This window comes from uncultured Microbacterium sp. (genome assembly GCF_947489255.1).
Lineage (GTDB): Bacteria > Actinomycetota > Actinomycetes > Actinomycetales > Microbacteriaceae > Microbacterium > Microbacterium phycohabitans.
In genome coordinates this window covers 232,793-257,284 of the sequence record NZ_CANLCY010000002.1, presented here as the reverse complement: position 1 = coordinate 257,284, position 24,492 = coordinate 232,793, and the positions used below count along the sequence as shown (strand labels likewise).

Annotated in this window: 23 protein-coding genes and 1 tRNA gene; 7 read left to right on the top strand and 17 right to left on the bottom strand. The window is 70.9% G+C overall.

Going from position 1 to position 24,492, the window contains the following annotated elements; all coding sequences use genetic code 11:
• Positions 1-4: 4 nt before the first annotated feature.
• The 4 genes from rpmF to Q0818_RS05125 all read right to left on the bottom strand — a co-directional run bounded on the left by rpmF (position 5) and on the right by Q0818_RS05125 (position 3,616).
• The gene (gene rpmF / locus Q0818_RS05140) at positions 5-214 is read right to left on the bottom strand and encodes a 50S ribosomal protein L32 (RefSeq protein ID WP_013586329.1); all 210 of its coding nucleotides are present in this window, start codon (positions 212-214) and stop codon (positions 5-7) included.
• Between the two features lie 2 nt (positions 215-216).
• Positions 217-711: a DUF177 domain-containing protein gene (locus Q0818_RS05135; protein WP_298873136.1), complete on the bottom strand. Its 495-nt coding sequence runs from the start codon at positions 709-711 to the stop codon at positions 217-219.
• Between the two features lie 187 nt (positions 712-898).
• Positions 899-1,396 (bottom strand): pantetheine-phosphate adenylyltransferase, encoded by a 498-nt coding sequence (coaD, locus tag Q0818_RS05130; RefSeq protein ID WP_298872270.1) that lies wholly within the window; start codon positions 1,394-1,396, stop codon positions 899-901.
• A gap of 42 nt (positions 1,397-1,438) precedes the next feature.
• Positions 1,439-3,616 carry an ATP-dependent DNA helicase RecG gene (locus Q0818_RS05125; RefSeq protein WP_298872269.1) on the bottom strand — a complete coding sequence of 726 codons (2,178 nt, stop codon included), beginning with the start codon at positions 3,614-3,616 and terminating at the stop codon, positions 1,439-1,441.
• A 116-nt stretch (positions 3,617-3,732) separates the two neighbouring features.
• On the opposite strand from Q0818_RS05125, the gene rsmD reads away from it, so the two are divergent.
• Positions 3,733-4,296, top strand: a complete 564-nt coding sequence (gene rsmD / locus Q0818_RS05120; RefSeq protein WP_298872268.1) for a 16S rRNA (guanine(966)-N(2))-methyltransferase RsmD — start codon at positions 3,733-3,735, stop codon at positions 4,294-4,296.
• Between the two features lie 151 nt (positions 4,297-4,447).
• Here the strand turns inward: rsmD and thiL are convergent, their stop codons facing one another.
• Positions 4,448-5,452 carry a thiamine-phosphate kinase gene (gene thiL / locus Q0818_RS05115; protein ID WP_298872266.1) on the bottom strand — a complete coding sequence of 335 codons (1,005 nt, stop codon included), beginning with the start codon at positions 5,450-5,452 and terminating at the stop codon, positions 4,448-4,450.
• Between the two features lie 25 nt (positions 5,453-5,477).
• On the opposite strand from thiL, the gene Q0818_RS05110 reads away from it, so the two are divergent.
• Positions 5,478-5,987, top strand: a complete 510-nt coding sequence (locus Q0818_RS05110) for a DUF3515 family protein (RefSeq protein ID WP_298872264.1) — start codon at positions 5,478-5,480, stop codon at positions 5,985-5,987.
• Between the two features lie 182 nt (positions 5,988-6,169).
• On the opposite strand, the gene Q0818_RS05105 is transcribed toward Q0818_RS05110, so the two are convergent.
• From Q0818_RS05105 to leuC, 6 genes are all read right to left on the bottom strand, one after another.
• Positions 6,170-7,255 carry a D-alanine--D-alanine ligase family protein gene (locus tag Q0818_RS05105; protein ID WP_298872262.1) on the bottom strand — a complete coding sequence of 362 codons (1,086 nt, stop codon included), beginning with the start codon at positions 7,253-7,255 and terminating at the stop codon, positions 6,170-6,172.
• Positions 7,155-8,297, bottom strand: a complete 1,143-nt coding sequence (locus Q0818_RS05100) for an NAD(P)H-dependent glycerol-3-phosphate dehydrogenase (RefSeq protein ID WP_298872260.1) — start codon at positions 8,295-8,297, stop codon at positions 7,155-7,157. Before Q0818_RS05100 ends, Q0818_RS05105 begins: the two co-directional genes overlap by 101 nt.
• On the bottom strand, positions 8,287-9,033 hold the full coding sequence (locus Q0818_RS05095; RefSeq protein ID WP_298872258.1) for a 1-acyl-sn-glycerol-3-phosphate acyltransferase: 747 nt from the start codon (positions 9,031-9,033) through the stop codon (positions 8,287-8,289). Before Q0818_RS05095 ends, Q0818_RS05100 begins: the two co-directional genes overlap by 11 nt.
• Positions 9,034-9,037: 4 nt before the next feature.
• Entirely contained in the window at positions 9,038-10,411 is a 1,374-nt protein-coding gene (gene murA / locus Q0818_RS05090; RefSeq protein ID WP_298872256.1) for a UDP-N-acetylglucosamine 1-carboxyvinyltransferase, read from the bottom strand.
• Between the two features lie 63 nt (positions 10,412-10,474).
• Positions 10,475-11,071 (bottom strand): 3-isopropylmalate dehydratase small subunit, encoded by a 597-nt coding sequence (gene leuD / locus Q0818_RS05085; protein WP_298872255.1) that lies wholly within the window; start codon positions 11,069-11,071, stop codon positions 10,475-10,477.
• A gap of 1 nt (position 11,072) precedes the next feature.
• Entirely contained in the window at positions 11,073-12,569 is a 1,497-nt protein-coding gene (leuC, locus tag Q0818_RS05080) for a 3-isopropylmalate dehydratase large subunit (RefSeq protein ID WP_298872254.1), read from the bottom strand.
• Positions 12,570-12,796: 227 nt separating this feature from the next.
• Between leuC and Q0818_RS05075 the strand changes: the two genes are divergently transcribed.
• Both Q0818_RS05075 and Q0818_RS05070 read left to right on the top strand, forming a co-directional pair.
• Positions 12,797-14,107, top strand: a complete 1,311-nt coding sequence (locus Q0818_RS05075) for a PLP-dependent transferase (protein ID WP_298872252.1) — start codon at positions 12,797-12,799, stop codon at positions 14,105-14,107.
• The gene (locus tag Q0818_RS05070; RefSeq protein WP_298872250.1) at positions 14,104-15,417 is read left to right on the top strand and encodes an LLM class flavin-dependent oxidoreductase; all 1,314 of its coding nucleotides are present in this window, start codon (positions 14,104-14,106) and stop codon (positions 15,415-15,417) included. The genes Q0818_RS05075 and Q0818_RS05070 overlap by 4 nt, the downstream gene beginning before the upstream one ends.
• 477 nt (positions 15,418-15,894) lie before the next feature.
• On the opposite strand, the gene Q0818_RS05065 is transcribed toward Q0818_RS05070, so the two are convergent.
• A complete protein-coding gene (locus Q0818_RS05065) occupies positions 15,895-16,956 on the bottom strand; it encodes a TerC/Alx family metal homeostasis membrane protein (protein WP_298872249.1) in 1,062 nt (353 codons plus the stop codon).
• A 177-nt stretch (positions 16,957-17,133) separates the two neighbouring features.
• Here Q0818_RS05065 and Q0818_RS05060 point away from each other — a divergent pair, with 177 nt between their 5' ends.
• Both Q0818_RS05060 and Q0818_RS05055 read left to right on the top strand, forming a co-directional pair.
• Positions 17,134-17,688, top strand: a complete 555-nt coding sequence (locus Q0818_RS05060; RefSeq protein WP_298872247.1) for a sigma-70 family RNA polymerase sigma factor — start codon at positions 17,134-17,136, stop codon at positions 17,686-17,688.
• The gene (locus Q0818_RS05055) at positions 17,685-18,758 is read left to right on the top strand and encodes a DUF4349 domain-containing protein (RefSeq protein WP_298872244.1); all 1,074 of its coding nucleotides are present in this window, start codon (positions 17,685-17,687) and stop codon (positions 18,756-18,758) included. Before Q0818_RS05060 ends, Q0818_RS05055 begins: the two co-directional genes overlap by 4 nt.
• Positions 18,759-19,145: 387 nt before the next feature.
• On the opposite strand, the gene Q0818_RS05050 is transcribed toward Q0818_RS05055, so the two are convergent.
• Positions 19,146-19,221: transfer RNA gene (locus tag Q0818_RS05050), tRNA-Glu, on the bottom strand.
• 187 nt (positions 19,222-19,408) lie between these two features.
• On the opposite strand from Q0818_RS05050, the gene Q0818_RS05045 reads away from it, so the two are divergent.
• Positions 19,409-20,047: an MBL fold metallo-hydrolase gene (locus tag Q0818_RS05045; protein WP_298872241.1), complete on the top strand. Its 639-nt coding sequence runs from the start codon at positions 19,409-19,411 to the stop codon at positions 20,045-20,047.
• Between the two features lie 203 nt (positions 20,048-20,250).
• On the opposite strand, the gene Q0818_RS05040 is transcribed toward Q0818_RS05045, so the two are convergent.
• Genes Q0818_RS05040 through Q0818_RS05025 form a run of 4 tightly spaced genes read right to left on the bottom strand, consistent with a single transcriptional unit; the run spans position 20,251 to position 24,375 of the window.
• The gene (locus Q0818_RS05040) at positions 20,251-20,520 is read right to left on the bottom strand and encodes an HPr family phosphocarrier protein (RefSeq protein WP_058623374.1); all 270 of its coding nucleotides are present in this window, start codon (positions 20,518-20,520) and stop codon (positions 20,251-20,253) included.
• Between the two features lie 28 nt (positions 20,521-20,548).
• Positions 20,549-22,609: a fructose-specific PTS transporter subunit EIIC gene (locus tag Q0818_RS05035; RefSeq protein WP_298872232.1), complete on the bottom strand. Its 2,061-nt coding sequence runs from the start codon at positions 22,607-22,609 to the stop codon at positions 20,549-20,551.
• A gap of 18 nt (positions 22,610-22,627) precedes the next feature.
• Positions 22,628-23,593 (bottom strand): 1-phosphofructokinase family hexose kinase, encoded by a 966-nt coding sequence (locus Q0818_RS05030; RefSeq protein WP_298872229.1) that lies wholly within the window; start codon positions 23,591-23,593, stop codon positions 22,628-22,630.
• Complete coding sequence (locus tag Q0818_RS05025) at positions 23,590-24,375, bottom strand: DeoR/GlpR family DNA-binding transcription regulator (RefSeq protein ID WP_298872227.1); 786 nt, start codon at positions 24,373-24,375, stop codon at positions 23,590-23,592. The genes Q0818_RS05030 and Q0818_RS05025 overlap by 4 nt, the downstream gene beginning before the upstream one ends.
• Between the last annotated feature and the right edge of the window lie 117 nt (positions 24,376-24,492).

Genomic DNA, 24,492 nt, shown 5'->3' with positions numbered 1-24,492 from the left:
CCGATCAGACGTCGGCGACCTTGCGGCCCTTGTACTCGAGGAAGAGCTCGGTGCCCTGCGAGTCGGTGACGACCTTCGCCTGGTGAGGGCGGCTGTAGACGACCTTGCCGTTCTCGATGGTCTTGACCAGGGCGGGGGCTTCAGCCTTCCACTGGGCGCGACGCGAACGGGTGTTGGAGCGGGAGACCTTCCGCTTCGGGGGGTTACCTGCCATGTCTAGCTCTTCTCTGTCTTGGGGGCGGCGCGGAGCGCATCGCCGTGGTCTGGGGTGTACTGCTGGAGCGCAGCCCATCGGGGATCGACAGGCGACTGCTCCGATTCGCCGGGGCTTTCCGTCAGCCTCTCGCCCGTGTTCGGGTCGAGCCCGGGGCAATCCGGCTGACACACCGGCTGGAACGGAAGCGACAGGACAATGGCATCCCGGACCAGATTTTCAAGATCCACGTGGTCGTCTTGAACGTCGAAGTCGCTCGCTTCTCCCCCAGGATACGCGAAAAGTTCTTGGAACTCGACTTCGACAGGCTCGGTCATGTCGATGAGGCAGCGTCCGCACACGCCCGTGGCGGTGGTGTCGACGGTGCCCGACACGAGGATGCCCTCGTGCACGGACTCCAGGCGCACCTCGAGTTCGAGCACCTCGGCCTCGGGGACGGAGAGGAGACCCTCGCCCCACTTCTCGGGGGTGGGGATGTCGAGGGAGTGCTCGCGCATCTCTCCCGGCTTGCGTTCGATGTCGCGCACGGGGAGCTGGAAGGGTCCGGGACGGTGAGTTCTCACGGTCGACAATGCTACCCGCGCGCCCCTGGGCGCGGGCCGGGTGCGGTGCGGCGAGCCCCGGCCCCCACGACCTCGGGAGGACGAGCGCCCACCGGGGAGGCGATGCCGGGCTCCCGCGACGTCAGAGGTCGCGCGCACCCGTGTCGAGGAACCGCGCCACGGCCGCCGGCACATAGGGCGACACGTCGCCCCCGAGCCCCGCGACCTGCCGCACGAGCGAACTCGACACGAGGGCATGCGACGGGTCGGGCAACAGGAACACGGTCTCGACGTGCGCGAGGTCGCGATTGACGATCGCCATGGGGGTCTCGTAGGCCACGTCGACCTGCGAGCGGATGCCCTTGACGAGCACCTTCGCGCCCACGTCGGTGGCGTAGTCGACGAGCAGGCCCATGCTCCAGGCCGCCACGATCACGTCGCCCTCGATGCCCGCCTCGCGGATGGACTGCTCGAGCAGGCTCTGACGCTGCGCGATGGGCAGCATGGCCTCTTTGCCGGGGTTGTGCACCACCAGGACGTGGAGCTGGTCGAACAGACCGGCCGCACGGCGGATCACGTCGAGATGGCCGAGGGTGGGCGGGTCGAACGAGCCGGGGACGACGGCGATCCGGGGGTCCATTCCGCCAGCCTAGCGAGAGCACTCCTGCCCAGGGCCGACGACTCAGGACTTCGCCAGCGCGGCGCGCTCCTCGACGCCGACGCGCCGCTCGAGAGCGGCGGCGAGACCCGGATGCCGGGTGAGCGCGGGGTCGTCGGCGAGGACGCGCTCGCCCTCGGCACGGGCCTCGGTGATGAGCGCGGCATCGGTGACCACGCGCAGCAGTCGCAGCGAGGACCTCGCCCCCGACTGCGCCCCGCCGAGCACGTCTCCCTCACCGCGCAGCTCGAGATCGACCTCGGCGAGGGCGAACCCGTCGAGGGTCGCGGCGACGGCCTCGACCCGCGACCGGGCCGAGGTGCCGGGGGTCGCCTCGGTCACGAGCAGGCAGAGCCCCGGAAGACCACCGCGCCCCACGCGACCGCGCAGCTGATGCAGCTGCGAGACACCGAAGCGATCGGCCTCGAGGATCACCATCGTCGAGGCGTTGGGCACGTCGACCCCGACCTCGATCACCGTGGTGGCGACGAGCACGTCGATGTCGCCGCGAGAGAAGGCCTGCATGACGGCATCCTTCTCGTCGGAGGCCATCTTGCCGTGCAGGATCTGCACGCGGATGTCGCCGAACGACGGCAGCTGCGCGAGCAGCGCGTCGACTTGCACGACGCCCCATCGCGTGCGATTGCCCTCGCCCGACGCAGCCGCCGGCGCGTCGGCCGGCTCATCGCTCTTGCCGTCGGCGGCGACCTGCTCCGCGTCGATCGCGGGGCACACGACGAACGCCTGTCGCCCGAGCGCCACCTCTTCGGCCACGCGATCCCACACCCGCGCGAACCAGCCCGGCTTCTCGGCGAGAGGGGCGACGAACGATTGGATGCCGGCACGCCCGGCCGGCATGGTGCGGATCGTCGAGACGTCGAGGTCGCCGAACACCGTCATCGCGACGGTGCGCGGGATGGGAGTGGCCGTGAGCACGAGGGTGTGCGGGGAGTCGCCCTTCGAGCGCAGCGCTTCGCGCTGGTCGACGCCGAAACGGTGCTGCTCGTCGACCACCACGAAGCCGAGATCGGCGAAGGTCGTGCTCGCGCTCAACAGCGCGTGCGTGCCGACGACGATGCGCGCCTGACCGGATGCCACCCGCAGCGCCGCCTTGCGACGCTCGGCCGCCGGCATCTGGCCGGTGAGCAGGGTGGGCATGAGCTCGGGCGCGAGTTCGGGCCCCAGCATGCGCGCGATCGAGCGCAGGTGCTGACCCGCGAGCACTTCGGTGGGCGCGATGAGCGCGGACTGGCCGCCGGACTCGGCGACCTGGAGCATCGCGCGCAGGGCGACGAGGGTCTTGCCCGACCCGACCTCGCCCTGTACGAGCCGGTTCATCGGCCAGCCGCCGACGAGGTCGGCCGCGAGCTGGGCGCCGACGCTGCGCTGATCGGGCGTGAGCTCGAACGGGAGGATCGCGTCGAAGCGTTCGAGGAGCCCTCCCGGCGCCGCGGGGCGCTGGGCGGCGGAGAGCGCCCGCACGAACTGACGCTGCTGCAGCAGCGCGGTCTGCAGCACGAAGGCCTCCTGCATGCGCAGCGTCTCGACCGCGGGCGGGATGTCGTCGTCGCTCTCGGGACGGTGGATGCGCTCGAGCGCGGCTCGCGCGTCGAGGAGGCCGCGGCGGGCCCGCAGATCGTCGGGCAGAGGATCGTCGATCTCGCCCAGACCGTCGAGCACGAGCGCGATGGTCTTCTGCACGAGCGTGCTCGGTACGGAACTGGTGGCCGGGTAGATCGGGATGGGCCGCTTGGCGGTGACCTCCGCCTCGGCGCGCGCTTCGGCGATGTCGTCGAAGAGCTCGTAGTCGGGGTTCGTCAGCTGCGTCTGCCGCCGGTACTCGCCCACCTTGCCCGAGAAGATGCCGCGCCGGCCGGGAGTGAGGTCTTTCAGGCGCCACGGCTGGTTGAAGAACGTCAGCGACATGCGCCCGTCGCCGTCGCTGATCGTGACCTCCAGCAACGACCCGCGGCGATTCTGCATGCGCCGCTCGTTCGCGCTGACCACCTCGGCCACGATCGTCACCGGCTCGCCCAGCGGCAGCGTCGCGATGGGCGTGAGCTCGCCGCGACGCGCGTAACGACGGGGGTAGTGCTCGAGGAGCTCGCCCACCGTCTTGACCCCGAACGCCTTGTCGAAAGCCGTCGCCGTCTTGCCGCCGACGGCCCCGTCGAGACGGGAGGCGAGCGAGAATCCGGGCATGCTCCGAGTCTAGGCAGCCCCTCCGACACCACCGGCCCGGCCGCGACGGCAGCCGCCCCCGGGATGGCTGCTCGCGGAGACCGATCCGCGGCATCCGGAAACCCTAGGCTGGAACGGTGACGCGCATCATCTCGGGCCGCGCGGGCGGCACGGTCCTCGACGTCCCCCCGAAGGGCACGCGCCCCACCAGCGACCGCGTGCGCGAGTCCCTGTTCGGCGCCCTCGAGTCCGCGGGTGTCCTCGACGACGCCCGCGTGGCCGACCTGTACGCCGGATCCGGCGCACTCGGCCTCGAGAGCCTCAGTCGTGGAGCGGCCTCCGCCGACCTCGTCGAGCTCTCCGCCCCCGCCGCGACGCTGATCCGCAAGAACGCCGACCGCCTGCGAACGGCGGGAGTCGCCGCACCCGCACGCGTGCACCGGGCGAACGTCACGACCTACCTCGCGGCATCGGCCCAGGTCTGGGACCTGGTGTTCATCGATCCGCCCTACGACGTCTCGGAGGCGGAGATCACGAGCGTGCTCGTTGCGCTCGCTCCCCGGCTCAGCGCCGACGCGACCGTCATCGTCGAGCGCGCCAAGCGCTCGCCCGCTCCCGACTGGGCCGCAGCGGGCCTGGAAGCCGATCGCGACCGGGCCTACGGCGACACGACGATGTGGTGGGGACGCCCCACGGGCTGAGGCCGCCACCCGGACTCGGTGCCGAGACCGGGGTTCCCGCAGCACCGCACCGCGCAGCCGCCCCGGGCCGGCCCTGCAGCCCGAGCGGTGCACCGGACGACGACGCGCGACCAGCCCGACGCGGAGCGCGCGCGCTGGGCCCGCCGCGGCCTCAGCCGCGTCCGGCGTCCCAGTCCCGGTAGGGATCCCAGCCGCCGAGCCCGTCCCATGCGCGCCCGTCGACCCGCACCGCCTCCGCGCCCCGGGCGACGACCGTGCCGATGCGACGGCCGTGGGGCTCGGCATCCGGGGGGAAGGTGACGAGGAACCCGTGATCCTCTCCCCCGTCCAGAGCGCGCGCCGGCTCGTCGCCGAGCGTGGCGGAGTCGATCTCGATCGTGACGTCGGAGGCGTCGGCCAGGCGGGTGGCGTCGAGCACGAGGCCGTCGGAGACGTCCATCATGGCCGTCGCGCCGGATGCCGCCGCCGCCAGCGCCGCGGCCAGCGGCGGGCGCGGGGCGAGCTGGCGCGACACCGCCCGCGCGTCGGCGGGATCGAGGGCCTCGCGGGCCTCCGAGGTCAGCGCGATGGGGGCGCCGTCGACGTCGGTGAAGCGCCGGAACAGCACCTCGAGACCCCGCGCCGCCTCGCCCAGCTCGCCGATGACGTAGACGCCGTCGCCCGCACGGGCGCCCGAGCGGCGCACCGGGTCGCGTCCGTCGAGGCTGCCGAGAGCGGTCACGGCGATCGTGAGGGTGTCCGAGACGGTGAGGTCGCCGCCCTCGACGGCGCACCCGGGGGCGAGCTCGGCGCACGCGGCCGCGAGACCGTCGGCGAGCCCCCGCACGAACGACACCGGCGTCGCGTCGGGCATGGCCAGCGCCACGAGCAGGGCCACGGGGCGGGCTCCCATCGCCGCCACGTCGGCGAGGTTGACCGCCGCGGCCTTGAAACCGAGGTCGAAGGGCGACGACCACGCGAGACGGAAGTCGGGTCCGTGCACGAGCGTGTCGGTCGTGGCGACCACGCGACCGTCGGGGACCGCGAGCACGGCGGCGTCGTCGCCCGGGCCCACGGGCGCGGTCGAGGGCGGGAGGCGATCGAGGATGCCGCGGAGGACCTGCCCCTCGGACAGCTCCCCCACAGTGCTCTCGCGGGTGGTCTCGGCGTCGGTCACGCTCCCACGCTATTAGCCTGGAGGGGTGCCCCGCTCTTCCCGTACCCTCGCGCTGCTGACCGCCCTCGCCCTGCTCCCGGGGCTCGCGGCGTGCAGCACGACGGTGGCGATGGAGCCCGCGAAAGACGCGAACGACCCGGCCTGCGCCGACATCGTCGCCCGCCTGCCGCAGACCATCTCGGGGCAGGAGCGCCGGTGGACCGACGCTCAGGCGACCGGGGCGTGGGGCGATCCGGCCGCAATCCTCATGACCTGCGGGCTCGAGACCCCCGGCCCCTCGACGCTGCCGTGCCGCTCGTTCGACGGCGTGGATTGGCTCGTCGACGAGTCGCAGGCCGCCGACAACCGGTACACGCTCACGACGTTCGGCCGCACCCCCGCGCTCCAGGTGTACCTCGACTACGAGGCGGCGAGCAGCGGCGACGTCGCGCAGGCGCTCGGACCGCTCATCCGCAGCTACCTCCAGCCCACCGGCTCGGTGTGCACCTCGGCGTCCGACGCGACGGCGACCCCCAGCCCCACCCCGACGCCGTAGTCACCCCGCGTCCCCGGGACTCGAACCGCGGGCCCAACGGCCGGAAATCCACCCGACACGCCGCCGGCCGGCATCCGCCCCTCGGCGTGTCGGCGTTCGCCCCGCCGATATGCACGCTCACGCGCGCGACGCGGAATCCCGCGGCCGAGAACGGCCGGGGAGAGCCCCGCCCGCCGCGGACGTCAGGCCTTCTCGAGTGCCGCCTCGAGCAGATCGGTGATGAGATCCGGGTAAGACAGGCCCGAGGCGATCCAGCAGGTGGGGAACATCGAGATCGGGGTGAAGCCCGGCATCGTGTTCACCTCGTTCACGTAGAACTCCGACCCAGTGTAGAAGAAGTCCACGCGCGCCAGGCCCTGTCCGCCGATCGCCTCGAACGCGTGAGCGGCGATCCGCTGCATCTCGGCCAGCTCTCCGTCGCGCAGATCCGCGGGGCACACCAGGTCGACACCGGGGGCGTCGAGGTACTTCGCCTCGAAGTCGTAGAACTCCCGACCGGTGACGACGATCTCCCCCGCCACCGAGACCCGTACCGGCCCGCCGTCGCGTCCGGGCAGCACGCCGCACTCGAGCTCGCGGCCCACGATGGCCTGCTCCACCAGCACGAGGCCGTCTTCCGCGAAGGCGGTGTCGAGGGCGGCATCCAGGTCTTCCCACCGCGAGACCTTGGTCACCCCGACGCTGGATCCCGCCTCGTTGGGCTTGACGAACACGGGCAGGTCGAGGGCGCGGATGCGCCGCTCCCAGAGCCCGCGATCGCGTGCGAGGTCGGCGCGGGTGACGGCGACCCACGGCACGACGGGCACGTTCGCCGCGCGCAGGACCTGCTTGGTGACGTGCTTGTTCATGCCGATCGCCGACATGAGCACGCCGCCACCGGCGTAGGGGATGCCGAGCAGCTCGAGAAGCCCCTGCACCGTGCCGTCCTCGCCGAAGCGCCCGTGGAGGATCGGCAGCACGACATCGACCTCGCCCAGGGAGCGTTCGCCGTCGGCATCCGTCACCGTCCACTCGCGCGACAGCGTCGAGTCGGGCAGCCGCACGCGGGTGCCGTTGTCGACGACCTGCGGCAGCGCCTCGGGGCGCAGGGCGAACTTATCGGGGTCGTCGTCTTCGAGCACGAAGGCGCCGTCGCGCGTGATTCCGACCGGGATCACCCGGAAGCGGTCACGGTTGATCGCCCGCAGCACCCCTCCCGCCGTGGCGGAACTGATCGAATGCTCGCTGGAGCGCCCGCCGAAGAGCACCACCACCACCGGATTGGTCATTCTGCGTCCTCTCGCCCTGCGGCTGGTCGTCGTCTGTGGTCAGATGCGGGGCGATGTCGCGGGGATCCATGGTGCCGTCGAGCACCATCTTCACCTGCTGCACGATGGGCATGTCGACACCGACCTGCTTCGCGAGCTGGAGCACCGGGGCGACGGATGCCAGACCCTCGGCGGTCTGCTGCATCTGGGTCACGACCTCTTTGTAGCCGTAGCCCTGGCCCAGGAGGCGCCCGGCGGTGTTGTTGCGACTCAGCGGCGACTGACACGTCGCGATGAGATCGCCGAGCCCGGCGAGACCCTGCAGGGTCTCGGGCTGCGCGCCCTGCGCCACCGCGAAGTCGGTCATCTCGACGAGACCACGCGTGATGATCGACGCCTTCGTGTTCTCGCCGTAGCCGACGCCGTCGACGATCCCGATGGCGACGGCGATGAGGTTCTTCAGAACCCCGCCGAACTCGGTGCCGATCACGTCGGTGTTGACGAACGAGCGGAAGTACCGGTTGCGCGCGCGTCGGGCCACGGCCTCGGCGGTCTCGGGACTCAGCGAGCTGATGACCGCGGCCGTGGGCTGCTCGCGCGCGATCTCGAGCGCCAGGTTGGGGCCGGAGGCCACGGCGATGCGGGCCGGATCGCACCCCAGCACCTGCTCGATCACCTGGCTCATGCGCAGGCCCGTCGACTTCTCGACGCCCTTCATGAGCGAGACGAGCGGCACGTCGGTGGCCTCGACGAGCGGACGGATGGCGGCGAGGTTCTCGCGCAGCGACTGCGAGGGCACCGACAGGTAGATCTGCTCGGCTCCGGTCAACGCCTCCGCCAGATCGGTGGTGGCCGTCATCGTCCGCGGCAGGTTGATGCCCGACAGATACCGGCTGTTGCGCTTGGACTCGGTGATCTCGGCCGCGAGTTCCGGCCGACGAGCCCACATGACGACGGAGGCCCCGCCGTCGGCGAGGATCTTGCCGAACGTCGTGCCCCAGCTTCCGGCGCCGACGACGGCGACCTTGGGCCCCGCGGCCTGCGGGAGGTTCTTACGCGTCAAGGCGGCCCGTCTCGTTCTGTCCGTGCTGGGAGGGATTCCACCGCTCGGCCGGTGCGGGGATGCCGCGGATGCCGGACAGCATCTCCGTGATTCGGTTCATGAGCGCGTCGGTGGCCCGGGTCAGCGTCGCCGGCTGCGTGGGCGCGTCGGCGTAGGCCGACATGTCCATCGCGGGTCCGAATTCGACGATGACGCGCGAGCGACGCGGGAAGCGCAGCTTGCCGTAGCGCGGGAGGATCTGCTGCACACCCCACTGCGCCATCGGGATGAGCGGCAGGTCGCCCGCGAGGGCCAGCCGCACCGCGCCCGTCTTGCCGCGCATGGGCCACAGCTCGGGGTCGCGCGTGAGCGTGCCCTCGGCGTAGACGATGACACCGCGTCCGTCGCGGGCGATCTGCTCGGCCGCCTTCATCGATTGGTTGGCGCTCGTCGACGCGCGCGGCACCGGCACCATCCCGGTCGCCTTGAGGGCTGCGCCGAGGACGGGGACGCGGAAGAGGCTCTCCTTCGCCATGAAGCGCGGGGCCCGGCCGACCCGCCACACAGCGACGGCGACGACGAGGGGGTCGAACTCCGAATTGTGGTTGGGGGCGAGCACGTACGCCCCCTCCCGCGGGAGGTTCTCCGCGCCGCGGATCTCGATGCGCGCGAACAGCCCGGTGAGGGGGACGACGATCGCCGCGAGCGGCCAGAAGGCGCTCGGACGGCTCTTCTCGGGCGAGGACGAGGACGCCATCGCGTCAGCCCACGACGTCGAAGTCGGCGTGCAGTGCCGTGAGCTTCTCGAGGAACTTCTCGTAGCCGCGCCGGATGATGCCGATGTTGCGCACCGTCGACTCGCCCTCGGCCGCCAGTGCCGCGATGACGTAGCTGTAGCCGCCGCGCAGGTCGGGGACCTCGACGTCGGCCGCGTGCAGCGGCGTGGGGCCGTTGATGACGGCCGCCTGCTCGAGGTCGCGACGCGGGACGCGACGGTCGGGGCTGTCGATGCCCTTGGGGTGCACGACGATGTCGGCGCCCATCTTGTTCAGCGCCGCGGTGAAGCCGAGTCGGTTCTCGTACACCGTCTCGTGCACGGTCGACGTGCCGGCGGCCTGCGTCAGGGCGACGATGAGCGGCTGCTGCCAGTCGGTCATGAAGCCGGGGTGCACGTCGGTCTCGACCATGACGGGCTTGAGTTCATCGCCCCGACGGAACAGGATGCCGTCCTCGCGCACGTCGAACCAGCCGCCGGCCTTGCGGAAGACGTTCAGGAACGTCAGCATGTCCTGCTGGCGCGCGCCCTTGGCGAAGATCTCACCGTCGGTCGCGAGGGCCGCGCAGGCCCAGGACGCAGCCTCGTTGCGGTCGAAGATGGCGCGGTGGTCGTAGCCGACGAGCTTGTCGACGCCCTCGATGAAGATGACGCGGTTGGGCTCGTACGAGATGATCGCGCCCATCTTCTGCAGGACGGCGATGAGGTCCATGATCTCGGGCTCGATCGCGGCGTTGCGCAGCTCCGTGACGCCCTTCGCGCGGACGGCGGTGAGCAGCACCTGCTCGGTGGCGCCGACGCTCGGGTACGGGAGGGTGATGTTCGCACCGTGGAGTCCGTTGGGCGCCGTGATCCGGATGCCCTCGTAGCTCTTGTCGACGACGGCGCCGAACGCACGCAGCGCGTCCATGTGGAAGTTGATCGGCCGGTCGCCGATGCGGCATCCACCGAGGTCGGGGATGAGCGCCTCGCCGAGCAGGTGCAGCAGCGGGCCGCAGAAGAGGATCGGAATGCGCGAAGCCCCCGCGTGCGCGTCGATCTCCTCGAAGTGCGCGGCGACGGCGCCCGAGGGGTCGAGGTGCAGCGTGCCCTCTTCGTCTCCCTCGGTGACCGTGACGCCGTGCACCTCGAGGAGCGACCGGACGACCTTGACGTCGCTGATCATCGGCACGTCGCGCAGGGTGCTGGCCGTCTCGCCCAGCAGGGCAGCCACCATCGCCTTGGTGACGAGGTTCTTCGCCCCCTTGACCTCCACCGTGCCGCGCAGCGGTCGCCCGCCGCGGATGGTCAGGGTTTCGGCCGACTCCCAATCCGGCTGCCCGATGGGGTGTTCTCCGGTGTCGGAAACGAGTGTGCTCATAGGGGGGTGGACCTCACTTCGTGGACGAGGGGCGACAGATCGACCCGATCGGGTCGATCGGGGTCAGCGGACCGGGAGGGTCCGCGGCCGCCATGCCTCGCGGCGCGCCTCGAACTGCGTGATCTTGTCTTCGTCACGCAGCGTGAGCCCGATGTCGTCGAGCCCTTCGAGAAGCCGCCACCTAGTGTAATCGTCGATCTCGAACGAGACCGTGAGCTCGCCCACCGTGGCGGTCTTCGCCTGCAGGTCCACGGTCATCTCGATGCCGTGGTCCTGCTCGAGGACGGCCCAGATCCGCTCGACCTCGTCCTCGGTGATCACGCCCGTCACCAGACCCTGCTTGCCCGAGTTCCCGCGGAAAATGTCGGCGAACTTCGGGCTCAGCACGACCTGGAAGCCGTAGTCGCGCAGCGCCCACACGGCGTGCTCGCGGCTGGATCCGGTGCCGAAGTCGGGGCCGGCGACGAGCACGGATGCCGAGCGGTAGGCGTCCTGGTTGAGGATGAACTCCGGGTCCTGGCGCCAGTTGGCGAACAGAGCGTCGTCGAAGCCGGTCTTGGTGACGCGCTTGAGGAACACGGCCGGGATGATCTGGTCGGTGTCGACGGCCGAGCGCTTCAGCGGGGCGGCGACACCGGTGTGCGTGGTGAACTTCTCCATGTCAGGCCTCCGCCCCGGTCGAAACGGTCTCCGCGGGCGCAGCGGCCTCGGGCAGGGGGCCGAGGTCGGCCGGGCTCGACAGCGTCCCGCGCACGGCGGTGGCCGCCGCCACGAGCGGCGACACGAGGTGCGTACGCCCGCCCTTGCCCTGTCGGCCCTCGAAGTTGCGGTTCGAGGTCGATGCGCAGCGCTCCCCCGGAGCCAGCTGGTCGGGGTTCATGCCGAGGCACATCGAGCAGCCCGCGAAGCGCCACTCGGCACCGAACGCGGTGAACACCTTGTCGAGGCCCTCGGCCTCGGCCTCCAGTCGAACGCGGGCCGAGCCCGGAACGACCATGACGCGGACGTTCTCGGCCTTCGTTCGACCCTGGATGACGGAGGCGAAGGCCCGGAGGTCTTCGATGCGGCTGTTCGTGCACGAGCCCATGAACACGGCATCCACCGGGATGTCCTTCATCGGGGTGCCGGCCTCGAGGGCCATGTACTCGAGAGCCCGCTCGGCGGCGGCGCGCTCGTTCGGATCGGCGATGTCGGCCGGGGTCGGCACGACGTCCGACAACGACACGCCCTGACCGGGGTTCGTGCCCCAGGTGACGAAGGGCTCGAGGTCGGCTGCGTCGAGGAAGACCTCGGCGTCGTAGACGGCGCCCTCGTCGCTGGGAAGGGTGCGCCAGTAGGCCACCGCGTCGTCCCAGTCCTGGCCCTGGGGGGCGTGCGGCTTGTCTTTGACGTAGGCGAACGTCGTCTCGTCGGGGGCGATCATGCCCGCGCGGGCACCGGCCTCGATCGACATGTTGCACATCGTCATCCGCCCCTCCATCGAGAGGGAGCGGATCGCGGAGCCACGGAACTCGAGCACGTAGCCCTGGCCGCCGTTGGCGCCGATCTTGGCGATGATCGCGAGGATGATGTCCTTCGCCGTCACGCCGGGCTTCAGCTCGCCCTCGACGGTGATCGCCATGGTCTTGAACGGCTTCAGCGGCAGCGTCTGCGTGGCGAGCACGTGCTCGACCTCGCTCGTGCCGATGCCGAAGGCCATGGCCCCGAAGGCGCCGTGGGTCGAGGTGTGGCTGTCGCCGCACACCACCGTGATGCCCGGCATCGTCAGGCCCAGCTGCGGGCCGACGACGTGGACGATCCCCTGCTCCTTGTCGCCGAGCGAGTGGATGCGCACGCCGAACTCGTCGGCATTGCGACGCAGCGTGTCGATCTGCGTGCGACTGGTGAGATCGGCGATCGGCTTGTCGATGTCGAGCGTCGGGGTGTTGTGGTCCTCGGTGGCGATCGTGAGATCGAGCCGGCGGACCGGGCGCCCCTCGGCCCGCAGGCCGTCGAACGCCTGGGGGCTCGTGACCTCGTGCACGAGGTGCAGGTCGATGTAGATGAGATCGGGCTGGCCGTTCTCGCCCTTGACCACCAGGTGGTCGTCCCAGACCTTCTCGGCCAGGGTGCGGGGGCGATCAGGGATCTGGATGCCGTCGATCGATGTGCTGCTCATTCTGCGTTTCTCCTCGGAAGGGGTGTGAGGCCCGCGACGAACTCCGCGACGAGAAAGGCCTAGAACAAGGTCTCGTCGCGGCCGCTAAGGAGGAGGCGAGCGATCCGCACCCGGTCACGATACCACCGGCCGAGACGGGGGTTCCCGCGTAACACGACGCCGCACGTTTCGTCGTTCCCCGATCGCGCGTGCGAACCTGGCCCGATCCCGAAGGAAGGAGCACGCCCATGACCGCAGGTGCCGACACCGGATTCTCGACCCGCCAAGTCCACGCGGGCTCCGTCAGCGCGCCCGCCACCCCGCGGGCGACGCCGATCTACCTGACCGCCGGGTTCACCTTCAGCGACCTCGACGAGTCGGCCGAGCACTTCGGCACCGGCGCGGGGTTCGGTTACAGCCGCACCGGGAACCCGACCGTGCAGGCCGTCGAGGAGCGGCTCGCCTCTCTCGAGGGCGGCGACCAGGCGATCCTCGTGTCCAGCGGACAGGCCGCCGTCACCGTCGCCCTGCTCGCCCTCGCCGGAGCGGGCGACCACGTCGTCGTGTCGGAACACATCTACGAGGGCACTCGCGGACTCCTGCTCGACAACCTCGCGCGACTGGGCATCGAGACGACGTTCGTCGACGTGTCCGACCTGGATGCCGTCCGCGCGGCCGTCACGCCCCGGACGAAGGCCCTCTTCGCCGAGACGCTCTCCAATGCCCGCAACGACGTCCTCGACGTCGCCGCCGTCGCCGAGATCGGGGCCGAACGCGGCATCCCCCTGGTCGTCGACAGCACGTTCACGACGCCGTATCTCCTGCGCCCGATCGAGCACGGCGCGGCCGTCGTCGTGCACTCGGCGAGCAAGTTCCTCGCCGGGCAGGGGGCGGTGCTCGGCGGCGTCATCGTCGACGACGGACGCTTCGACGCCGCGGCATCCGGGCACCTCTTCCCCCACCTCGTGCAGACGGACCGCCTCGGCGGAGCGAGCTACGCCGAGAAGCACGGCCCCCGCGCGCGCGGTCAGTACCTGCGCGAGAGCGTGGCGCCCCGGTTCGGCCCCTCCCCCTCGCCGTTGAACGCCTTCCTGATCGGTCAGGGCATCGAGACGCTGAGTCTGCGCGTCGAGCGGCAGTCGGCGAACGCGCTGGTCGTCGCCCGGTGGCTCGAGGACCGCCCCGAGGTCGAGCGCGTCGACTACGTCGGTCTCGCCTCGCACCCCCACCACGCCCTCGGCGAGAAGTACCTGCGCGGCGGGCACGGATCGGTCTTCACCGTGACGCTGCGCGGCGGTCTCGAGGCCGCCCGCCACCTCGTGCAGTCGGTGCGGCTGATCACGCACATGACGCACCTGGGCGATGTGCGATCGCTGATCCTCCACCCCCAGAGCACCTCGCACTCCGCGCGCACGGTCTCCGAGCGCGAGCGGGCGGGGGTCTTCCCCGGCACGGTGCGACTGTCGATCGGCATCGAAGACGTCGGCGACATCCTCGCCGACCTCGAGCAGGCACTGGTCGGGGTCCCCTCCGCCGAGCGGGAGACGGTGGTCCTGTGAGCCGCCTGCAGCACTTCGGCTGGTTCCTCGCGCGCGGCTTCGGCCCGCACGGCTGGGGGCACCCCTATCTGCGGTGGAACCACCGGTGGACCGAGCCCGGGCTCTACCAGGATTCCGCGCGCACCCTGGAGCAGGCCGGGTTCGACCTGCTCATCATCGAGGACGCCCCCTCCCTGGGCAGCGCCGAGACCATCGACCTGCGCGTGCGCCACGCCTTCGGCGGACCGAAGCACGACCCGCTGCTGCTCGCGCCCTACCTCTTCGCGGCGACACAGCACCTCGGGGTCGTCCCCACGGTCAACCCCGCGGCGTACCTGCCCTACACCGCCGCCCGCCAGTTCGCGACGCTCCAGCACCTGAGCGGTCACCGCCTGGGCCTGAATGTCGTCACCGACACCGGGAGCGCCCGCCACTTCTCGGCCGCGCCGCAGCTCGGACACGACGCCGCGTACGACCGCGCGGAGGAGTGGCTCGACGGCATCCGTCAGCTCTGGCGCAGCTGGGGCGAGGGAGCCCTCGTGGCCGACGAGGAATCGGGCGTCTACGCCGACGGCACGAGACTGGATGCCACGCGCCACCGCGGTGAGTACTTCGGCTTCGACGGTCCGCTCAACGCGATCCCGTTCACCGACGGCGAGCCGGCGATCGTCTCGCCCGGCGGGTCGGGGCGGGGCCTGTCGTTCGCCGGACACAACTCCGACGTCCAGCTCGCGCTCGCGCCCCTCGACGAGGCCAGCATCCGGGCGTACCGCGGTCGGATCCACGCCGCGGCGGAAGCGGCGGGGCGCTCCGCCGACGACATCAAGATCCTCTTCGCGATTCAGCCCGTGCTCGTGTCGTCGCCGGAGGAAGCCGACCGCCTGGTCGCGGCATCCGCCCACCCGGACGACGAGGCCCTGCTGCAGATCGCGCGCAAGCAGTCCAGCGACCTCGAGACCGACCTCACGGCGCTCGACCTCGACAAGCCGCTCGACCGCGCGATCTTCGGCGAGCACGTGTCGGAGGGCAGCATCAGACGCCTCGTCGGAAAGCACGAGGCCGACGCTCCCCTGCGCACGCTGCTCGCGGCCCACGCGCGCCTCGGCCGCCTGAACGACGGATCCGGGTTCGTCGGAACCGCCGACGAGTTCGCCGACCGCATCGAGGAGCTCGGCGACTGGGGCAACGACGGCGTGCTGCTGTGGGGCGACCTGCACCCGGTCACCGTGCACCGGCTGCTCGACGACCTCGTGCCGATCCTGCGGCGGCGCGGGATCCTCCGCGAGGAGTACGTCGGCGGCGGTCTGCAGGCGAACCTGCGCGCGTTCTGAATTCCGGATGCCGCCCGCCCGGCCGAGACCCTCGTCCCACTTATGGCCGGTTGGCGCGCCCTCGACCGACCACAAGTGGGACACGCACCCCGAGAAGTGGGACAAGCGGCCAGCACCACCACCCCTCGCCCCACTCCTGACCAGCCAGCGGGCGTTCCCGACCGCGGATGCCGCCCGCCCGGCCGAGACCCTCGTCCCACTTATGGCGGGTTGGCGCGCCCTCGACCGACCACAAGTGGGACACCCACCGCTAGAAGTGGGACGAGCGGCCAGCAACGCCACCGATCGACCCACTCCTGACCGGCCAGCGGGCGTTCCCGACCGCGGATGCCGCCCGCCCGGCCGAGACCCCCGTCCCACTTATGGCCGGTTGGCGCGCCCTCGACCGACCACAAGTGGGACACGCACCCCGAGAAGTGGGACGAGGGGGCGACAGACGACTCGGGCCGCACAGGACGCAGACGTGTCGCGCGAGGGTCAGTCGCGCTCGGGCTGCTCCACCGTCGCGGGGGTGCCCTTCTCGTCGGCGACCTCGGCCGCGGCATCCTGAGGTCCCTCGGCAGACGGCTCGCGCCGCGCGGCGACGAGGCTCGCGACCGTCGCCACCGCCATCGACAGGATGATCACCGCGAGCGAGACCCACGTCGAGATCTCGGGAGCCCACTCGATCGGCTCGCCGCCGTTGAGGAACGGCAGCTCGTTGACGTGCATCGCGTGCAGGATGAGCTTCACGCCGATGAAGGCGAGGATGAACGCGATGCCATAGTGCAGGTACTTCAGGCGATCGAGCAGGTCGCCGAGCAGGAAGTAGAGCTGGCGCAGGCCCATGAGCGCGAAGAGGTTCGCGGTGAACACGATGAACGGGCTCTGCGTGATGCCGAAGATCGCGGGGATCGAGTCGATGGCGAAGAGCAGGTCGGTCACGCCGATCGCCACGAACACGATGATCATCGGCGTGAACAGCTTCTTGCCGTTGACGCGGGTGATGACCTTCTTTCCGTCGTACGAGTCGCTCATCGGCAGCACGCGGCGCAGCGTCCGCACGATGAGGTTCTCCTTCTGGCTGTCGTCATCGTCGTCGCCGGGGAAGGCCTGGCGGATCGCGGTGTAGATCAGGAACAGGCCGAAGAGGTAGAAGATCGGGCTGAAGTTCTCGATGATCGTCGCGCCGACGAGGATGAAAGCCCCCCGCAGGATCAGCGCGATGATGATGCCCACCATCAGCACCTCCTGCTGATAGCGGCGCGGCACGGCGAACTGCCCCATGATCAGCACGAAGACGAAGAGGTTGTCGATCGACAGGCTGTACTCGGTGAGCCAGCCGGCCACGAACTGACCCGCCACCTCTCCCCCGGCGACGATCCACAGCACGCCCGCGAAGATGAGCGCGAGCGTCACGTAGAAGACGACCCAGAGCGTCGACTCCTTCGGCGCCGGGATGTGCGGACGCTTGAGGATGATCAGCAGGTCGGCGATCAGGATGACGACCAGCACCACCAACGTGATGGTCTGGAAGAGCGGGTCGAGCTGCAGCTCCATCGCGGGGGCCTTTCATCGGGGGAAGCGATCGAGTCTATCGAGCGGACTCCGCCCGCCCCCGGGTTGTGCACGTAGTTCTCATTACGTGCGTCGTTGCGTGAGACGATCGGCCGCGCACCGACACCTCTGAGTGAGAGAGTGCTCGCAGAGCCTCGCCCGGACGAGAAGTGGATGCCGATGACCGACGACGTGATCGACGACAGGATGCTGGTCGCGCGCGCCGCCGGCGGCTCGGAAGCGGCGTTCCGCACCCTGTACCGCGCCTACGTGCGGCCCGTGTACTGGGTGGCCTTCGGTCTCGTCGGCCAGGCTGCTGACGCCGAGGACGTCACCCAGGAGACGTTCGTCGTCGCGTGGAGGAAGATCCCCGCTCTTCGCCTCGAGGGGGACTCGCTCCTCCCCTGGCTCGCGACGATCTGCCGCCTGCAGGCGCAGAATCGCCTGCGCGCACGGCGACGTCACGGTTCGCACGCGGCGCTCGACGCGGAGATCCCCTCCGTCGTCGACGTGGAAGCGCAGGTCGTCCAGGCCGAGACGGTCGCCGCGATCCTCGCGGCCGTCGACCGACTGAGCGAGCTCGACCGGGAGATCTTCCGCCTGTGCGCCGCCGAGGGTTACGGGTACGAGGCAGCGGCGGCGACGTTGGGCGTCTCGCACGGCGCGGTACGCAACCGCCTCTCCCGCATCCGATCCCGGATGCGCGCCACCGCGATGGAGACGGAGACCCCATGAACGCGCCCACCCTTCCCTCCCTGTCCCCCGACCGGATGGATGCCATCGAGACCGCCGTCTTCGGACGGATCGCCGACGAACGCGACCGCCGTCGTCGGCGTCGACGCGCCGTCTGGACGGGCGTCGGCGCCGCCGCCGCCGTCATCGTGGTCGCCGCCGTCGTCGGCCCCTCGCTCAGCACCACCTCGGGCGTCAGCGGTTCGTCGACCGTCGCGGGTGCGGGCGACAGCGCGCCCGAGGGCGGGACGATCGATCAATCCGCTCAGGGCTTCGCCGGCTCGGAGGCCGGGTCCGCGCCCGTGGCCCCCGACCAGAGCGGTGCGGGGGCACGCTCCGACGCCTCGTCGTCGACGGACGCCTCCGCGCGGGAGATCGTCTCCACGGGGTCCAGCACGGTCGCCGTCGACGACATCGGCACCGCGATCGAGGCGATCGGCAACGCCGCCACCGCGGCCGGCGGCTATGTCGAATCGTCTCAGCTCGGCGACGGCGGCGTCGTGATGCCCCTCGAAGGAACCCCGACGGGCGCGACGCTCTCCTCGGGATGGATCACCGTCCGGGTCCCCGCCGACTCGCTCGCCACGGTGATGGACGGCCTGAGCACCGTGGGCGAGGTCACCGCGACCAGTGTGACCCGGTCCGACGTCACCGACCAGGCCATCGACCTGCGTGCGCGGGTGGCCGCGGGCGAGGCGTCCGTCGCCCGCCTGACCGAGCTGATGGCGCAGGCCGGATCGGTGTCCGACCTGATCGCCGCCGAGACCGCTCTCGCCGATCGCCAGGCGCAGCTCGACAGCGACCGGCAGATCCTCCAGTCGCTGTCGTCGCAGGTGGCGATGTCGACGCTCAGCGTGCAGCTGACCGCGCGCACGGCATCCGTCACCGCCGATCCGGCGGGCTTCGGCGACGGCCTCGCCGCGGGATGGAACGGCCTCGTGGCGACGCTCAACGGCATCGTGATCGGTCTGGGCTTCCTGCTGCCGTGGGTCGTCGTGGCCGGGATCGCCGCCGCCGTGGTGTGGGGCGTGCGCCGGGTCGTCCGCCGTCGCCGCGCCGCACGACAGGGCTGAGTCGGAAGGTCGAAGCGAGGCGGATGCCAGGGGGTTGGCGTCCGGTTCTCGATGCACTCATCCCGTTCCATGGGCGTCTCGAGCGTGGTCCGGGGCCGCTCCACTGTGCGCGGAGCCTCCGGGCGGGTGGGGCCCAACCCGCACATGCAGCTCCTCGTCCAGCCGAAGTCGCCGACAACGAAGAAGAGCCCCGACCATTCGGTCGAGGCTCTTCTTCGTGTTGGTGACCCCAGCGGGATTCTCCCTCCGCCCCCTCCACGCGCCGCTTCGCAGCGCGCGGAGCCTCCGGGCGGTGGGGCCCAACCCGCGCATGCAGCTCCTCGTCCAGCCGAAGTCGCCGACAACGAAAATGAGCCCCGACCATTCGGTCGGAGCTCATTTTCGTGTTGGTGACCCCAGCGGGATTCGAACCCGCGTTACCGCCGTGAGAGGGCGGCGTACTAGGCCGCTATACGATGGGGCCGCGTCGCAACGTGTTCAAGTATGCACCACGAATGACGCGCACGCAAAATCAGGGCCGAGCCACCGATATCCCGGGCGTGTCCGGCCACGGTACCGCGATCGGGCGGCCAACGGAAGAGGCGATAGACGCTGTTCACCTTCCGCGCCAGCGCTTGCCGCCCCGTGGCATCCGGGAGTTGGATCGGGGTATGCGCCTCACGAAACACGAACACGCCGCCCTCGTCGTCGTCGAATCCGGGTACACGCTCGTCATCGACCCCGGGAGCTTCACCTCTCCCCTCGAAGAGCTCACGGGCCTCGTCGGAGTGGTGATCACGCACGAGCACGCCGACCACTGGACGCCCGAACACCTCACGCGCCTGCAGAAGGCGCACCCGGACGTGCCGATCTACGGGCCCGAGGGCGTGCGGAACGCCGCGGCGGGCTTCGAGATCACGATCGTGAACCCCGGTGACCGACTGGACCTCGGCCCCTTCCACCTCGAGTTCTTCGGCGGACGTCACGAAGTCATCCACGAATCGATCCCCGTGGTCGACAACGTCGGCGTCCTCGTCAACGACGCGCTCTACTACCCCGGCGACTCCTACGCCGTGCCGAAGCACAAGAAGGTGGCCCTTCTCGCCGCTCCGGTCGGGGCGCCGTGGCTCAAGATCGGCGATGCGATCGATTACGTCCTCGCGGTCAAGCCCGAGCGGGTCTTCGCCACACACGACATGACGCTCTCGGTCGCCGGCAAGCAGATGGGCGATGCCCGCCTGACGTGGGCGGTGGAGCAGAACGGCGGCTCTTTCGTCGATCTGAAGCCAGGCGATTCGGTCGAGGTCTGAGGCCGCGGGCGGGCCGAACTCCGGCGCTTTCGACCGTCGGCGTCGGTCGCCACGACGTGTCCGGCAGCGCATCACGCAGATCTCAGGAATTCTGCCCGCTCGCGCAACGCCACCCCGACGCTGACGGGCCCCGCTTCGAAACCAGAACACCGGATGCCACGAGCCCTCGGGCCCGTGGCATCCGGTGTTCTGGTGCGAGGTGCTTACTGCGCGTCGAGGTCGGTCTCGAGCAGCGCGACGAGCTCGTCGAGCGCCTGCTCGGCACCCTCGCCCTCGGCCTTGAGCGTCACGACCGTGCCGTGACCGGCGCCGAGACCCATGAGCGACAGGATGCTGCCGGCGTTGAGGTCGGGACCGCCCTGGGCCGCGATCGTGACGGGGACCTTCTTCTCCTGCACAGCCTGCACGAAGAGCTTCGCGGGACGGGCGTGGAGGCCCGAGGCGCTGGCGATGGTGGCCTGACGTTCTGCCATGGTGAATCCTTCCGATTCGACGGGGGTGTTACGCGGCGACCGTGACTGCGGGCGCAGCCTCGGTGACGGCGGCGTCCTTGGTGCTGCGACCGACGCCCTTGAGGGCGACGACGATGAGCGCCGTCACGACGGTACCCGCCACGATCGCGAGGGCGAAACCCCAGAAGGGGTTGATCGCGAAGAAGACGAAGATGCCGCCGTGCGGGGCGAACGACTGCACACCGAAGAGCATGCTCAGACCACCCGTGATCGCACCGCCCACCATCGAGGCGGGGATGACGCGCAGCGGGTCGGCCGCCGCGAACGGGATGGCACCCTCGGAGATGAACGAGGCGCCCAGCAGCCACGCGGCGGCGCCGTTCTCGCGCTCGACCGGAGTGAACTTCTTGCGCGCGAGCAGCGTCGAGGCCAGGGCCATGGCCAGCGGCGGGACCATGCCGGCGGCCATGACGGCGGCCATGATCAGGTACGGAGCCGTGTTGGTCTGGGTGGCGGCGGCGAGGCCCGTGGTGGCGAAGACGTAGGCGACCTTGTTGACCGGGCCACCGAGGTCGAAGCACATCATGAGACCGAGGATCACGCCGAGCAGGATCGCACCGGCACCGGAGGCGGCGAGCGAGTTGAGGCCGTCGGTGAGGGCGGCCATGAGGGCGGCGATCGGGCGACCGAGGAACAGGATCATCAGGCCCGAGGCGAAGATCGAGCCGAGGAACGGCACGATGACGACGGGCATGAGTCCGCGCAGCCAGCGCGGCGCGTCGAAGCGGCCGAGCCACCAGGCGATGAAACCGGCGAGCAGACCGCCGATGATGCCGCCGATGAAGCCCGCGTTCATGAGCACCGCGACGGCACCGGCGACGAATCCGGGCGCAATACCCGGGCGGTCGGCGATCGCGTAGGCGATGAAGCCCGCGAGCACGGCGACGATGAAGCCCATCGAGGTCGCGCCGATCATGAACGCCACCGAGCCGAGGTACTGGCCGACCGGTCCGAGCGGGGAGGTGATGCCCTCGGTCGGGAGGTCCCACAGCGAGTTCTGGATGATGACGTTGGCGGCGTTCTGCGTCACCTGGTACCCGCCGAGCAGGAAGCCCAGCGCGATGAGCAGACCGCCACCGGCGACGAAGGGGATCATGTAGCTGACGCCGGTGAGCAGCCACCGCTGGATGCGACGGCCCACCGACTGCTGCGCCACCGGAGCGTCCGACGCGGATGCCGCGGCGGCACCGCCCTGCACGCGCGCGGCGTTCGGGTTCTCGCTGGCGGCGAGGGCCTCGGCGATGAGCTGCTTCGGCTGCTCGATGCCGCGCTTGACGCCGGCGCGCACGACGGGCTTTCCCGCGAAGCGCTGCGGCTCGCGCACGTCGACGTCGACCGCGAAGATCACGGCGTCGGCGTCGTCGATGACGCTCTGCGGGAGGGCCTTGTATCCGCTCGAACCCTGCGGCTCGACGACGAGCTCGACGCCGTCGGTCTCGGCACCGGCCGCGGTGAGCGCGTCGGCGGCCATGAAGGTGTGGGCGATGCCCGTGGCGCACGCGGTGACGGCGACGATCTTCTTCGTCTTCGTCGCCGTGGCGGTGCGCGCCTCGGCGCGGGTCGCAGCGGGGGCCTCGGCGGCCGCCGGCTGCGCGGGGGCCGGGTTCACGGCATCCGTGATGATGCGCACCGCGTCCGAGGGCGTCTGCGCGGCGCGCAGGCCGGACATGAACTGGTCGTTCATGAGGCTGCGAGCCAGCTGCGACAGCACCGCAAGGTGCGCCTCGTCGGCACCGGCGGGTGCGGCGATGAGGAACACGATGTCGGCCGGGCCGTCGGGGGCGCCGAAGTCGACGCCCGGGGTGAGGCGGGCGAAGGCGAGGGTCGGCTCGGTGACCGACGCGCTGCGCGCGTGCGGGATGCCGATACCGCCGGGCAGGCCGGTCTCGTCTTTCTGCTCGCGGGCCCACGCGTCGTCGAAGAGTTCTTGGGCGCTGGTCGCGCGGCCCTGCGCGACGACGCGCTCGGCGAGGGCGCGGATCACCGACTGCTTGTCGGTGCCCAGGGGCACGTCGAGGGTGACGAGCTCCGGAGTGATGATGTCGGACATTGTCAGTGACCTCCGTGGTCAGGATGTTGCGATGGGGGTGGCGAAATCGGATACGGCGATCGGGCCCGGGGGCAGATCGGCCGGTGTCGGGGCCTGGGTCCCCGGCAGGGTCGCGGCAGCGGCACCGTAGGCGATGCTGCGCGCGAGACGGTCGGGGGCCGGAGCCCCGTCGAGGTCGGCCAACAGGTAGCCGGCGAGCGAGCTGTCGCCCGCGCCGACCGTGCTGGCGACCTGGATCTTGGGGGCGCGTCCGCGCCACGCGCCGTCGGCGGTGAACAGCAGCGCACCGTCGGCACCGAGGGTCACGAGAGCGGATGCCACGCGGCCGGGCACGAGGGCCGTTGCGCGCCGGGCGGCCTCGGCGAGGACATCGGCGTCGAGGGACGGGTCTTCCCCGACCAGCTCGGCGAGCTCCTCGTGGTTCGGCTTGATGAGGTCGGGACGAGCGCTCTCGACGACCGCGGCGAGAGCCTCGCCGGAGGCGTCGACCGCGATGAGCGGGGCGGCGGCGCCCCAGCGTCCGCGGACGGCGGAGACGAGGTCGGCGTAGAACGACGCGGGCACCCCGGGAGGCAGGGACCCGGCGAGCACGAGCCAGGTCGCGCCCTCGGCGGCCGCGACCACGCCCGCGGTAAGCGCCTCGGCCTCGACGGCGCTGAGTTCGGCACCGGGCAGGTTGAGCTTCGTGGTCTCCCCGGTGGGGTCGGTGATGGTGAGGTTCGCGCGGGCACGACCGGCCACCTCGACGACGTCGAGGGCGATGCCGGTGTCCTCGAGCAGCACACGATACGGGTCGTGAGCACCGACCGGCACGACGGCCCGGGCCGGGGCACCGGCGGCCGTCACGACGCGGGCGACGTTGACGCCCTTGCCTCCGGCATCCTCGCGCGACGACACCGCACGCTGAACCTCGCCCGGGACGAGGGCGTCGGACAGCACAACGGCACGGTCGGCGGACGGGTTGGCGGTCAGGGTGACGATCATGCGACCCGCACCTCGATGTCGGCGTCGGCGAGGGCCTCGGCCAGGTCGGCGGGCGGTGCCGCATCGGTCACGAGAACGTCGATCTCGTCGAGCTGGGCGAAGCGCACGAGCAATTCCTCTCCGAACTTGGCCGCGTCCGCGACGAGGACGACGCGGCGGGCCGTTTGGATGATGGCGGCCTTCACCGCGGCCTCGTCGGGGTCGGGCGTGCTGAGGCCGAATCCCGCGCTCAGACCGTTGGTGCCGACGAAGGCGATGTCGGGCCGCAGCTGGCCGATCGTGCGTACGGTGTGCGCGCCGACGGCGGCGGCGGTGACCCCGCGGACGCGGCCGCCGATGGTGGTCAACGACAGCCGGTCGTCGCCCGAGAGCACGTGCGCGGCTTCGAGCGAGTGCGTGACGACCTCGACCCCGGCGATACCCGCCCCGAGAGCCTCGGGCAGGAGAGCGGCGACCGCGGCGGGCGTCGTGCCGGCGTCGAGGAAGACCGAGCCGCGGAAGTCCGGGCCCAACAGAGCGACGGCCGCGACGGCGATCGCGCGCTTCGCATCGCCGTGCCGCTCTCGACGTTCGGTGAGCGGAGACTCCGCGGTGCTCGCGCGGCCGGCGTCGACGGCGCCACCGTGCACGCGACGGAGCGAGCCGAGGCTTTCGAGGCGATCGAGGTCGCGGCGCACCGTCTCGGTGGTCACGTCGAAGCGGCGGGCGAGGTCGACGACGCTGACGCGTCCGACCTCGCGCAGTTCGCGCTCGATGAGCTGCTGGCGCTCCATTGCGTACACGGGATCTCCTTCGAAGATTCCCACACAGTACAACACGAAACCACAGAGGGCAACAGATTCACGCAGGCATGCGCGCAGGACGCCTCCAGCTCCCGCACCCACGGACTTCCGTCGGGT

Bases quoted from the DNA above. Each gene is read 5' to 3' on its own strand.
- rpmF (WP_013586329.1), bottom strand. From the start codon at position 214: ATGGCAGGTAACCCCCCGAAGCGGAAGGTCTCCCGCTCCAACACCCGT.
- Q0818_RS05135 (WP_298873136.1), bottom strand. From the start codon at position 711: ATGCGCGAGCACTCCCTCGACATCCCCACCCCCGAGAAGTGGGGCGAG.
- coaD (WP_298872270.1), bottom strand. From the start codon at position 1,396: ATGGACCCCCGGATCGCCGTCGTCCCCGGCTCGTTCGACCCGCCCACC.
- Q0818_RS05125 (WP_298872269.1), bottom strand. From the start codon at position 3,616: ATGCCCGGATTCTCGCTCGCCTCCCGTCTCGACGGGGCCGTCGGCGGC.
- Q0818_RS05105 (WP_298872262.1), bottom strand. From the start codon at position 7,255: ATGACCAATCCGGTGGTGGTGGTGCTCTTCGGCGGGCGCTCCAGCGAG.
- Q0818_RS05095 (WP_298872258.1), bottom strand. From the start codon at position 9,033: ATGGCGTCCTCGTCCTCGCCCGAGAAGAGCCGTCCGAGCGCCTTCTGG.
- murA (WP_298872256.1), bottom strand. From the start codon at position 10,411: ATGAGCACACTCGTTTCCGACACCGGAGAACACCCCATCGGGCAGCCG.
- leuD (WP_298872255.1), bottom strand. From the start codon at position 11,071: ATGGAGAAGTTCACCACGCACACCGGTGTCGCCGCCCCGCTGAAGCGC.
- leuC (WP_298872254.1), bottom strand. From the start codon at position 12,569: ATGAGCAGCACATCGATCGACGGCATCCAGATCCCTGATCGCCCCCGC.
- Q0818_RS05075 (WP_298872252.1), top strand. From the start codon at position 12,797: ATGACCGCAGGTGCCGACACCGGATTCTCGACCCGCCAAGTCCACGCG.
- Q0818_RS05065 (WP_298872249.1), bottom strand. From the start codon at position 16,956: ATGGAGCTGCAGCTCGACCCGCTCTTCCAGACCATCACGTTGGTGGTG.
- Q0818_RS05060 (WP_298872247.1), top strand. From the start codon at position 17,134: ATGACCGACGACGTGATCGACGACAGGATGCTGGTCGCGCGCGCCGCC.
- Q0818_RS05055 (WP_298872244.1), top strand. From the start codon at position 17,685: ATGAACGCGCCCACCCTTCCCTCCCTGTCCCCCGACCGGATGGATGCC.
- Q0818_RS05045 (WP_298872241.1), top strand. From the start codon at position 19,409: ATGCGCCTCACGAAACACGAACACGCCGCCCTCGTCGTCGTCGAATCC.
- Q0818_RS05040 (WP_058623374.1), bottom strand. From the start codon at position 20,520: ATGGCAGAACGTCAGGCCACCATCGCCAGCGCCTCGGGCCTCCACGCC.
- Q0818_RS05035 (WP_298872232.1), bottom strand. From the start codon at position 22,609: ATGTCCGACATCATCACTCCGGAGCTCGTCACCCTCGACGTGCCCCTG.
- Q0818_RS05030 (WP_298872229.1), bottom strand. From the start codon at position 23,593: ATGATCGTCACCCTGACCGCCAACCCGTCCGCCGACCGTGCCGTTGTG.